At 25.2% G+C, this 12,434-nt stretch carries 12 protein-coding genes and 1 pseudogene; 9 read left to right on the top strand and 4 right to left on the bottom strand.

Annotated features, from left to right (window positions below):
* Positions 1–311 precede the first annotated feature (311 nt).
* From leuC to rpiB, 7 genes are all read left to right on the top strand, one after another.
* Positions 312–1,559, top strand: a complete 1,248-nt coding sequence (leuC, locus tag EPJ72_RS03250; RefSeq protein WP_147730817.1) for a 3-isopropylmalate dehydratase large subunit — start codon at positions 312–314, stop codon at positions 1,557–1,559.
* Between the two features lie 282 nt (positions 1,560–1,841).
* Complete coding sequence (leuD, locus tag EPJ72_RS03245) at positions 1,842–2,324, top strand: 3-isopropylmalate dehydratase small subunit (protein ID WP_147730816.1); 483 nt, start codon at positions 1,842–1,844, stop codon at positions 2,322–2,324.
* Positions 2,325–2,342: 18 nt separating this feature from the next.
* The gene (gene leuB, locus EPJ72_RS03240) at positions 2,343–3,431 is read left to right on the top strand and encodes a 3-isopropylmalate dehydrogenase (protein WP_147730815.1); all 1,089 of its coding nucleotides are present in this window, start codon (positions 2,343–2,345) and stop codon (positions 3,429–3,431) included.
* A gap of 126 nt (positions 3,432–3,557) precedes the next feature.
* The gene (locus EPJ72_RS03235; protein WP_147730814.1) at positions 3,558–3,794 is read left to right on the top strand and encodes a hypothetical protein; all 237 of its coding nucleotides are present in this window, start codon (positions 3,558–3,560) and stop codon (positions 3,792–3,794) included.
* Entirely contained in the window at positions 3,787–4,500 is a 714-nt protein-coding gene (gene pgeF, locus EPJ72_RS03230) for a peptidoglycan editing factor PgeF (protein ID WP_147730813.1), read from the top strand. The genes EPJ72_RS03235 and pgeF overlap by 8 nt, the downstream gene beginning before the upstream one ends.
* 354 nt (positions 4,501–4,854) lie before the next feature.
* Positions 4,855–5,562, top strand: coding sequence for an acyl-[acyl-carrier-protein] thioesterase (locus EPJ72_RS03225; protein WP_147730812.1), 708 nt, complete (start codon positions 4,855–4,857; stop codon positions 5,560–5,562).
* A 42-nt stretch (positions 5,563–5,604) separates the two neighbouring features.
* On the top strand, positions 5,605–6,054 hold the full coding sequence (rpiB, locus tag EPJ72_RS03220) for a ribose 5-phosphate isomerase B (protein ID WP_147730811.1): 450 nt from the start codon (positions 5,605–5,607) through the stop codon (positions 6,052–6,054).
* A 115-nt stretch (positions 6,055–6,169) separates the two neighbouring features.
* Here rpiB and EPJ72_RS03215 read toward each other — a convergent pair.
* A pseudogene (locus EPJ72_RS03215) lies at positions 6,170–6,721 on the bottom strand (ankyrin repeat domain-containing protein); the annotation flags it as partial.
* Positions 6,722–6,865: 144 nt separating this feature from the next.
* On the opposite strand from EPJ72_RS03215, the gene EPJ72_RS13315 reads away from it, so the two are divergent.
* Both EPJ72_RS13315 and EPJ72_RS03205 read left to right on the top strand, forming a co-directional pair.
* Positions 6,866–8,497 (top strand): McrB family protein, encoded by a 1,632-nt coding sequence (locus EPJ72_RS13315; protein WP_242004898.1) that lies wholly within the window; start codon positions 6,866–6,868, stop codon positions 8,495–8,497.
* 3 nt (positions 8,498–8,500) lie between these two features.
* A complete protein-coding gene (locus EPJ72_RS03205; RefSeq protein ID WP_147730810.1) occupies positions 8,501–9,751 on the top strand; it encodes a 5-methylcytosine restriction system specificity protein McrC in 1,251 nt (416 codons plus the stop codon).
* 64 nt (positions 9,752–9,815) lie between these two features.
* Here EPJ72_RS03205 and EPJ72_RS03200 read toward each other — a convergent pair whose 3' ends face one another.
* From EPJ72_RS03200 to EPJ72_RS03190, 3 genes are all read right to left on the bottom strand, one after another.
* The gene (locus tag EPJ72_RS03200; RefSeq protein WP_147730809.1) at positions 9,816–11,525 is read right to left on the bottom strand and encodes a protein-disulfide reductase DsbD family protein; all 1,710 of its coding nucleotides are present in this window, start codon (positions 11,523–11,525) and stop codon (positions 9,816–9,818) included.
* Positions 11,526–11,599: 74 nt separating this feature from the next.
* Positions 11,600–11,851, bottom strand: coding sequence for a rhodanese-like domain-containing protein (locus EPJ72_RS13310; protein ID WP_242004899.1), 252 nt, complete (start codon positions 11,849–11,851; stop codon positions 11,600–11,602).
* 372 nt (positions 11,852–12,223) lie between these two features.
* Positions 12,224–12,434 (bottom strand): integrase core domain-containing protein (locus EPJ72_RS03190; protein WP_147730808.1); only part of this gene is annotated, 211 nt, incomplete at its 5' end.

The following is a 12,434-nucleotide window of genomic DNA, read 5'->3' as shown; positions in this document are numbered from 1 at the left end:
ATATTTATAAAATATTGATTATGATATATGCACTTTTTGCAACTTTTTGCGGCGGGAAAAAGTTGAAGAAAAAACTTCTATGACAAAATATAGTTGTTTAGGTATATACTAAAAATTTTTAAGTTTGTTAATTTTTAGTTTTTTAAATTATTTGCAGGGCTTTACACTTAACGAAGTACACAGTGTGCAGCACCCTAGTTTTTATACCAATACCATAGGTGCTTCCTTCGGTCGTTAAAGAACTTTGGTGGTAGCTCCTGCAAATAATAAAAATAATTTATAGTGTAAATTAATTATTGAAGGATATAAAAATGACTATCACACAAAAGATTTTAGCTGCACATGCTGGAGTTGACAAAGTTGAAGCAGGTGAGCTTATAATGGTTAGAACCGATTTAGTTTTAGGAAATGACATAACAAGCCCTGTGGCAATTAACGAATTTGAAAAATATGGTTTTAATAAAGTTTTTGATAAAGAGAAAATAGCTTTGGTTATGGACCATTTTGCTCCAAACAAAGACATCAAAGCTGCAGAGCAATGTAAGCAATGCAGAGATTTTGCTAATAAGCATGATATTATTCATTATTATGATGTGGGTGATATGGGAGTGGAGCATGCACTTTTGCCAGAGAAGGGTTTAGTTGCTCCTGGTGAAGTTATAATTGGGGCTGATTCTCATACATGTACTTATGGGGCTTTCGGTGCTTTTTCTACTGGTGTTGGAAGCACTGATATGGCTGCTGCTATGGCTACTGGAAAGGTTTGGTTTAAAGTGCCTGCTGCTATTAAGTTTAATCTTAAAGGAAAATTAAAGCCAAATGTATCTGGAAAAGATGTTATACTTCATATTATAGGTATGATAGGAGTTGATGGTGCATTATATAAGTCAATGGAGTTTAGAGGTGAAGGAGTTTCATCTCTTACTATGGACGACAGGGCTTGTATTTCTAATATGGCTATTGAGGCAGGGGCTAAAAACGGAATATTTGAAGTTGATGATAAAACTATAGAATTTTTAAAAGATATAGTAAAAAGAGATTATACTATTTTTAAAGCTGATGATGATGCAGTATACGAAAAAGAGTATGATATTGATTTATCTGCAATTGAGCCTACAGTTGCTTGTCCGCATTTGCCTGAAAACACAAAAGAAGCTAAAGAATTAAAAGACATCAAAGTTGATCAGGTTGTTATAGGTTCTTGTACAAATGGAAGATTATCCGATATGGTTATTGCTGCCAACATTTTAAAAGGCAAAAAAGTAGCTAAGAATGTAAGATGTATAATTATTCCTGCTACTCAAAAAGTTTATAAAGAGTGCATAAAATTAGGTTATATGGATATATTTATTGATGCAGGCTGTGCGGTATCAACTCCTACATGCGGACCTTGTTTGGGTGGATATATGGGAATACTTGCACATGATGAGGTTGCTGTTACTACAACTAATAGAAACTTTGTTGGAAGAATGGGAGATAAAACTTCAAAAGTATATTTGGCTAGTCCTGCTACAGCAGCATACAGTGCTTTGACAGGATACATAACAGAGCCTAAATAATAGAGATATTTCAAAATGTATTTAGAATAATTAAGTATGAAATTTTTTAATTATAGATATAATACATTATGTAAATTATAATTTTGGATATAAAATTGCAGTCCTTTTGCTTCTTTGGGTCACCAAAAGAAGTGGGGTCTGGGGCAAAGCCCCAGAAATATTTACAACAAAATATAAAATTTTTAGTGTATTTAATTAATTTTACGGCTTAAAAGTTTTTGTGAATGTAGTTTTTTATAGCCGTATTTATTATTAATAATAATAATTAAATTAGGAGATAATATGAAAGCTAAAGGTTTCGTTCATAAATATGGAGATAATGTTGATACTGATGTTATTATTCCTGCAAGATATTTAAATACTGCTAATCATAAAGAGTTGGCTTCCCATTGTATGGAAGATATTGATAAAGATTTTGTAGGCAAAGTTAAAACAGGTGATATAATGGTGGGAGGAGAGAATTTTGGATGCGGTTCTTCAAGAGAGCATGCTCCTATTGCTATTAAAGAATCTGGTATATCTTGCGTTATAGCTTCATCTTTTGCTAGAATATTTTATAGGAACTCTATTAACATAGGGCTTGCTATATTAGAATGCGATGAGGCTAGTAAAAAAATAAATGCTGGTGATGAGGTTGAAGTTGATTTTGACAGCGGAATTATTACAAACATCACTAAAAATGAAAGCTACAAAGCAGAGCCTTTCCCAGAGTTTATAAAAAATATTATTAACTCTAATGGGCTTTTGAACTCTTTAAAAAATTAATTTAAGGGATAATTATTTATGGAAAAAAATATTGTTGTTATTGAAGGGGACGGGGTTGGTCCTGAAATTATTTCTAAGGCTATTGATATATTAAAAAAAATAGAGCAAAAATATTCTCATAAATTCAATTTAGAATATGTTGATATGGGTGGGGCTTCTATAGATAAATATGGAGTTCCTTTAACTGATGAAAATTTAGAAAAATGCAAATCTTCCGATTCTGTGCTTTTGGGTGCTGTTGGAGGTCCTAAGTGGGACAATGTGCTTCCTGAAAATAGACCAGAAAAAGGGCTTCTTAAATTAAGAAAAGGTATGGGGCTTTATGCTAATATTAGACCTATAAAAATGCTTAAACCATTAGAATATGCTTCACCTCTAAAAGAAATTATCTCTAAAAATGATATAGATTTTGTTATAGTGAGAGAGCTTACAGGAGGGGTGTATTTTGGAGAGCATAAATTTGAAACTATTAATAACACAAAAAAAGCAACAGACATTATGCCTTATGATGAAAATGAAATAAAAAGAATAGGTAAGGTTGCTTTTGAGATGGCTAGAAAATTAAAAAAGCCTCTTACTTCTGTTGATAAAGCTAATGTCCTTCATACTTCTAAATTGTGGCGTGAGGTTATGAATAATTTATCAAAAGAATATAGTGATATTAAATATAATGATATGTATGTAGACAATGCTGCTATGCAGATTATTGCTAATCCTTCTCAATTTGGTATTATAGTTACAGAAAACATGTTTGGCGATATACTTTCTGATGAGGCTAGTGTTATAACAGGTTCTATTGGTATGGCTCCTTCTGCTAGTCTTGCTAATAATACAGTTGGTATGTATGAACCTATTCATGGTTCTGCCCCTGATATTGCGGGTAAAGATTTAGTTAATCCTATAGGTACCATACTTTCTCTTGCTATGATGTTTAGACATTCTTTTAATTTAGATAAAGAGTCAGAGAATATAGAAAAAGCTGTTTATAAAACCATAGAAGAGGGTTATAGAACTATAGATATTATGCCTAAAGATAAAAATATATCTAATTTATACAAATTAGTAAAATGTTCTGAAATATCAGATATTATTGTATCTAATATATAAAAAACATTAATTATAGTTCATATTTACTTAATTATCATAATATAATTATGTAATTTAACTTGACAATTCAATTTTAATGTACATAATTATATTATATAAAGATAGAAAAAATTAGGATTTGTATAAGTGGAATATAATGATAAAGAAACTATTTTAGAATTACAAGAAGATAATAAACTGCTTACTTCCAAAATAGATATCTATAAAGAAGAGATAAATGAATTGAAACAAAAATTAGAATATGCACAGAAGTTTTTTGTTTTATATGAAAATATTATGGAACAATCTAGAACCGAAACTAAAAACCTTACTAATAAAGTAAAGGAGCTAGAGGCAGAGATTAAAAGGCTAAAGAATGCATAATATTTATTATCCTAATAATAAAAATGATAATATATATATAGCTGTACTTTCTAAAGAATTAAATTTAAATCCTAAAGATATTACTTTAGAATATAGAGATAATCAAGAGAAAACTTTTTTTAATACAATTGGTTTTGACATTAATGAATCAATTTTTATGAATCAAGTCCATAAGGATAATATAGTAAAGATAGATGAAAAAAATATTAATTTATTTGGAAGCAGAGAAAAATTAGTTAAAGAAACTGATGCTATAATAACAAACTTAAAAAATATTCCTTTAGTAGTTCAAACAGCTGATTGTGTTCCTATAATACTTTATTGCAGTGAAAGCAATTCTATGGCAGCAATTCATTCTGGTTGGAGAGGCACTGTTCAAAATATTACAGAAAAAACTATTCTTACTATGATTAAAGAATATAATGCAAACCCTTCTAATATGTATGCTTATATTGGTCCTTACATAGCTTTAAAAGATTATGAGGTTGGAGAAGAGGTGGCGATTCATTTCAAAAACAAATCTATAATTAATAATAAATGGCATATTGATAACGGTTTAGAAATAAAGAGTCAAATGATAAAATGCGGTATTTTAGAAAACAATGTTGAACTTTCTAATCTTAATAGTTATGATAATAATTTCTATTCTTATAGGAGAGATGCTCTTCAGATTGGAAGAATGCTTACTATTGGTGTATTATTATAATTTTAAATTCATTTTCAATTTTTTAACCGCACGCTAAATAGATTTTAAATTTTATTTTCACTTTCCACCCTCAATATTTAATGTTTGTTTTTTTAATTATAATTTTATTTGTTTTAATAATTTAAATACAAATTCATAGTTTTCCACCCTAGATTTTTAAAATTTAAAGTTTTAATAACCGCACGGTAAACGTTTTTATAAAAATATTTATTTTTTAGAAAAACCTTTTTTATTATATAAGAAAATAGGCTAACCGTGCGGATGTATAAAATTAAAAGTCTAATTGTTTTGACAATTATTATTTTAGTATTATAATATTTAGAATTATTTTAATTAAAAAAGGTTTTATTATTTATGTATGAAATGAAAGCTATTGTAGGTACTAGTCAAATTGATAAAGATGGACTTTTAAAAACTTCGTCAATATTTGATTTAATGCAGGATTGTTCATTTTTTCAATTAGATTCTGAGGAAGAGCTTACAAAATATTTCCATGAAAATAATGTGAGTATGTTTTTGGTATCTAGGCAAGTTGATATATACAAACTTCCAAAATATAGCGACAAAGTGATAGTACGTACTTATGTGTATGAATGTAACGAGGCTTATGGATACAGAAACACTGTGATATATGATGAAAATTATAATGAGCTTATTATTTGCTATGCTATAGGTGGTTTTGTTGATTTATCTAATGGTAATTTAATTAGAGTGCCTTCTGATTTTATTAAAAAAATTAAATTTGATGAAAAGCAGGAGATGAATTATTTACCTAGAAAGATAAAAGTTGATAATGATGCTCTAAAAGAAGTTGATAGATTTAAAGTAAAAAAATATTTTATAGATGACAATAATCATGTTAATAATGCTAGATATATTGATATGGCAATAGATTATGTAGAAGATAATTATAAAAGAATAAGAATAGAATATAGAGTACCTGCTGCTTTATGTGATACTATAGTTGTAAAAAAATCTATAGTTGATGATAAAGTTTTACTTAAATTTGATAGTGAAGATAATAAAACTTATGCTATAATAGAGTTTTCTTATAATTTATAGTATAATATATATTACATAAAATAAAAAGAGGAATAAATAATTATGAAAATTGCTATAGGCTGTGATCATTCAGCCATTGAATTAAAAAAAGAAATAATAAAATATTTAGAAGAATTAGGACATAATGTTACTGATTTCGGTACGCATACTACAGAAAGTGTTGACTATCCAATATATGGTAAAAAAGTTGCCGTAGAAGTTTCTAATGGAAACTTTGATGGCGGTGTTTTGATATGCGGCACTGGTATAGGTATTTCACTTGCTGCTAATAAGGTAAAAGGAATAAGGGCAGCAGTTTGCAGTGAACCTTATTCTGCTAAACTTTCTAAATTGCATAACAATTCTAATATAATAGCTTTTGGTGCTAGAGTAGTTGGAGTTGATTTAGCAAAAATGATTGTAAAAGAATGGATTGATGCTGGATTTGAAGGTGGAAGACATGCTAAAAGGGTTGGGCTTATTACAAAAATAGAGAACGGCGAAGAAATTTAATTTTTAAAATATATAATTAATTTTAATAAAAGGGCTTTGAGTTAACAAAAAAACTAAAGCCCTTTATTGTTTTATTTGTTATAAGCCTCTATTAAATTACTAATATGAATGTATAATAATATACACCGCTATCTAATAAATAATCTATTATCTCATCAGTATAATTATAATCTAATATTCTAGTATCATCTAAACTAATTCCATTTTCAACAAGCCATTTTACTAAATCATTATAAGCATAATTTCTATAATCAAGTTTAGGTATTAACATCAATACATTATTTCCATTTTCATCTTTGCTATTTATTCCTTTTAATAATAAATCTTTTATAGGCTCTAATCTTTGTTTTTCTTCTTCTCTTCTTTCTTTTTTGGAATTATCGGATATTCCATAATTTGCTAATTCATTGTCAATAGTTTTGTATAATATTTCATCAACTTCTGCTTCTGTGTAATTATTAATTGGATATTTATTTTTGAATTCAGGTTTTTTATTTCTTACAGCAGTTGTTTGGTTATTTATAATTTGATTTGTATTTTGTGCAGTATTATTATTGATTGTTATGTTTGTATTGTTATTAACTGTTGTATTGTTTTGTGTATTATCAGATTTATTATTGCAGCTTATTAAAAAGCTTAAAGCTGTTATCAATATAATTTTTTTCATAAAACTTCCTTAAATATTTTTAGAATATTGAAGGCATTATACTAACATATTTTTGAATTGTCAATTTTTATAGATGTATTATTAACTTTGACAAAATATAAAATTTTTATTATAATATATTAAAAATATATTAAAGGTTATAGAATGTCTAATCAATACAATAAAGAATTAATAAATGTATTAAAAAAGAAAAATAATATAGATCCTAAAAATTATGATGGTTCTTATGTATTAATACCAAAAGTTATAACCTTATTAAAAGAATCAAAATTAGAAAATTTAGATTATAAAGATTTAGATGCTATATATTTTTTATGCATAGGAGATTGGAGAATATCTCTTGATAAAAGAATAAAATATATATTAAATTCTAATTTAGAGGAAAATATAAAAACTCAAATTAAAATTTTAATTGATGAAGAAAAAAATAATAAAAACAGATATTTTAATAAAGAAAATGACAAAGATAGTTATGGTTTATTTGGAACTGGTAATTCTACATTCAAACAATATGAATCAATTATAAAAAAAGATGAAATATTAAAGTTTTTTAAGTTAATTATAGAAATAAATGATACTAATGATACTAATGATAGTATATTAAATAACATATTAGAGAGATATAGAAATTTAGATATAAAAGGATTAAAAAAAGGTTCATTAAGTCAATTTCTTCATTGTATAAAACCTAATGTATTTCCAATATTAAATAGTTTAGGAATAAAGATATATAAAAAAATAGGAATAGAAATTGATAAAGATGATTCTTTTAGTGGATATATTAATGATATAAAAAACATTAATAAGTTTATGAGAGAAAATAATTTTAATTTTAAGAATTACAGGGTTATAGATTTATTAAGACTTGAGGAATTCAATATGAATGATGAAATAACTACATTAAAAATAATTGATATTTTAAAACAGAAAAAACAAATTATATTACAAGGTGCCCCCGGTACGGGTAAAACTTATATAACTGCTGAAATTGCTGTATCTTTAATAGATGGAAATATACCAAATGATAGGAAATCACTTATAAATAGATATAAAGAATTAATTGATGGAAATCAAATATTTTTCACTACTTTTCATCAATCTATGGATTATGAAGAATTTGTTGAAGGTTTTAAGCCTATTTCTAATGATAATAATATTTATTATAAAGTAAAAGATGGCATATTTAAAGAAGCATGCAATAGCACAAAAACAGATAGAAATGAAGAACATAATAATCCTGTTGTATTAATAATAGATGAGATAAACAGAGGAAATATATCAAAAATATTTGGAGAGCTTATTACATTATTAGAATCAGATAAAAGAACAGGCTCTGAAAACGAAATAAAACTAATTTTACCTTATTCAAAGGAAATATTCTCTGTTCCTAATAATTTATATATAATAGGAACTATGAATACAACTGATAGAAGTATAGGATATATTGATTATGCTTTAAGAAGAAGATTTGCTTTTATACCTGTAAAGGCTCAAAAAGAAAAAATAGAAAATTATTATGAAGATGAGGATTTGAAAAAAATAGCTACAGATTTATTTGATAGTATAAAAGAAATAATAACTGAAAATTTGAATGATGAATTTGATATTGATGATATTATGATAGGACATAGTTATTTTATGGCTAAAGATATAGAAGAATTAAATATAAAATTAAATTATGAAATAAAACCATTATTGTTAGAATATTTAAAAGATGGTATATTACAAAATAGCAGTGAATTAAAAAATACTATTAAAAATCTAATAATAGAATGATTTATGAATGATATAAATAATAAATGCGAATGTAATTTTTGTAATGAAATTTTAGTAAAAGACCTTTTCAATACATTTATAGTAAAAGAAAACTCTCCTATCTTTTGTAGTAATTTTTTAAGAAGTATAGAAATATCAAAAGATAAAATAGTATCTGATTTAATAGATTATAAGACAAATAATCCTTTATTTTCCTACTATATAGGTGCTTTTTGGATAAATGAAACTCAAAGTTTAATAATAAAACCTAAAATAGAAAATATAGATTTTTTTAAAATGTTTAACAAATGTTTAGAATATTCTAATATTATAAAAGACTTTCATACAATATATGATATTAATTTTGATGAAAAAACAATTAAGCATAAAGATAATAATTTAATCAATAGTTTAGATATTTTAATAGTAATTCATTTTCTAAAATTATTGGAATTAGAACTGCATAATGGACTTAAAAGAAATTTTATAAAAAAAGAAGAAAATCTTCATTCAAAAATAAAAGGCAAAATTTTATTTTCAAATAATATAAAAAAGAATATTCTTAATAATAGAAATGATAGAATATACTGTTCTTATTTAGATTATGATATAAATTGCTTAGAAAATAGAATTTTAAAAAAGGCATTAAAAATATGCATTAGCAAAAATATAAAAAATAATTATTCTTATTGTATCTCATTTTTTAATGAAGTTTCTGATGATCTTCATTTATATGAATTAAATAAAGTAAAACTAAATCCTTTATATAAAAAATATAAAATTTTAATTGAGTTAGCAATAAAAATAATAAAAATTCAAAGATATAAAGATACTCATAATATAAACGAAGCTCCTCCATTTTATATTAATATGTCATTGCTATTTGAAAAATATGCTTATTCTTTATTAAGAGAAAAATTAAAAAATACAGAAAATAGTATTTTGTATCAAAAGTCATATTTAAATGGTAGATTTATACCTGACTTTATTATTAAGGGTAAAGATTATAATTATATAACAGATACTAAATATAAAGAAATTTATAGTAATTATTATGATAAAAATGATATAATGCAATTGTCAGCATATTCTCGCATAGTAAAAATTATAGAGGAATTTAAAGATGATAATGAATATCAAGAAAATAATTATACTCCAAAATGCTTAATCATATATTTAAACAATGATAATAATAACTTTGATTTTAATAATATGAAAGAAATTAAATATTTTATAAAATTTTATAAACTTCCAATAAGCTTACCTTTATTTTAATAAATTAAAATTACATTTATGAATAAACAAAAAATTAGAAAATAAAATTATATATATCAAAAATTTATTTATTAATTACTTTCTCTAAATCTTCTTTTATACTCAAAGCCATTTTGTCATCGAAACTTGAAAACGAATTCTTTGTGTATAATATGTTCTTGTCGCTGTCAATTACTATTATCCAAGGAAGCCATTTAACATTATACTCATCAGAAATATTTTTGTATTTATCAACATCAACTTCAGTGAAAATTAAATTGTTGTCTATAAATTTTTTTAGCTCTTCATTTACAAATACTTTCTCTTTAAGCTCATAACAATTCGCACACCAAACAGCAGAGAAATCTATTAGTATTGGCTTGTTATTTTGTTTTGAAAGCTCTAATGCTTCAGTGTATGATACAGTATTTGAAACTTCATTTTTTTGTTTTATAAATCCATAAACAGAGCCTAATGCTATAGATATTATAAGCACAGAAACAAATATTTTTTTCTCTAATGCACTCAACATTGCAGTTTTATTTTTTATTATATAAACTAATAGAGCAAATACTAATATCGTAGCAGATGCTAGTATATAACTTATTTTATTAAATCCTAAAACACCAAAAAGTATATTAGCATAATAGAAACTTATTATCATCATTAGGAAAGTGAAAATATATTTAACATATACCATCCAAGTTCCAGCTTTAGGCATTTTTGTAAGTATTGAAGCGAATGCACCAAGAACAAATAATACGGAAGCAAATCCCAAAGCATAAACAGCCATATAAAGAGTAGCAAATACAGGATTAAGAAAACCTATTTCTAATATAACTGCTATTATAGGAGCAGCACATGGAGTGGCAACTATTCCAGCAAGAAGTCCCATTATATATTTATGGAATATTGATTGATTTTTTTTGCTGTATGCATTTGTTTTTGCAGACTGTAAGAAACTAGGAGCTTTAATCTCATAAAATCCAGCCATTGAAAAAGTAAAGTATAAAAAGAGCAGCACCAATATTGTTAAAATAATAGGGTTATATCCAATACTTCCAAATAGAATAGTTTTATGAAAAGCAAATCCAGCCACAGAAACTATAGCACCTAAAAGAGTGTATGTTGTGATTACTCCTAATGCAAATAAAAGCGAAGCTAATAAACTTGATTTTTTATTATTTTTATCATCACTTGTAGTTCCTAAAATAGATACTGTAATTGAGAGTAGAGGATAAGTACAAGGTAAAAGCACAGATGCAAGTCCCGCTGCAAATATTAAAATCAATGTTATAAATATATTATTGCTTCCTTTTATGTAGTTTTCTATAGAAGTAGCATTCTCTGGTTTTTCATCTGTTATATTAGCATTTGGTATATCAATTTCTTCACCGTATATTACTTTACTTTGAGGCTGTAAGCATACATTGTCTTTTGCTGAGCATAATTGATAGCTTGTTTTGATAAAGTTGATTTTATTTATATCAATGTTATTTAGTATAAACTCTTGTTCACCTTTTATTATAATGTCATCATGATAATTTTCACCTTTAGGATATGTTGTATTTATTTCTTTATTGTCTGCAAAAAATAATATTTTATTTGCTATTTTAGATTCTAAATAAGCATAATAACCATCTGGTATATTTGCTTTTACTATAATTTTATTATCATTAGTTAATAGATTAAAACTAATTATAGCTTCTGTATTTTTATTAAGTAAACTATTAAAGTTCTGACTATAAGCTGTCAAATTAAAAATTATAAATAAAAAAATATATATCTTTCTCATGCTCTCTCCATAAAATTAATATATATAAAATAAAATAATTGTCAATTTAAGAACTATAAAAAAGAAAGTAAAAACTATTTTTTTAAAGCATTATTGAGTGCATAATATCCTGCATATGTAAGATTATATATTTTTGTAAAGCCCAATTTATACATACGCATACAAGCCATAGCTGACCTAGAACCGCTTGCACAATAAACTATATATTCTTTATCTTTATCTAATTTAGACATTTTGTTATTAAAATTACTATCATCTAAAGCTATATTTATACTGTTCTTTATGTATCCGCTATATTGCACTTCCTGATAGCTTCTTACATCTATTAAGCCTATATTTTTATTGTTGTTATATAAGTCTACCGCTTCATTAAGTTTTATGTTTTTATATTACCTTTACTCATGATTGTAAATATTATTTTCTTTACAAAAGTTATTATTATAAAAACTGTTATTAATAATATAATTAATGATAATGTATTGTTCATTTTTAATATACCACATATATGTATATTTAATTATATAAAAAATATAAAAAAAATTCAATAGCTTAAATAAATATCTTTTTAATACATATTTGTTTCTATATATTTTACTAATTTAAATTATGAGAATAACTAGTTTTAAACTATAAAGTTGAAATATTGATATTTTTCATACTTAACTATATATAGTGCACAGGTGCCAAACATATTGCAGTTAAGAATTCCTTAATTTATTAAAGTAAACAAAAGGCGTATTATAATTTAAAGCAGAATGTATTCGTTTATAATTGAAAAAATAATTATATTTTTGTATATTTTTATTTGCTTTCTCTAAAGTTAATTCTTGTGTACAAAAATCATAAAATTCTTTTTGGTCTCGGTTGTGTGTACTTTCTACTACACCATCGCTGTGCGTGCCTGCGGCA

The organism is Brachyspira pilosicoli (assembly GCF_008016535.1).
Taxonomy (GTDB): Bacteria; Spirochaetota; Brachyspiria; order Brachyspirales; family Brachyspiraceae; genus Brachyspira; species Brachyspira pilosicoli_A.
Note: the sequence above shows the minus strand (reverse complement) of the source record. Positions and strands in the feature narration are given on the sequence as shown.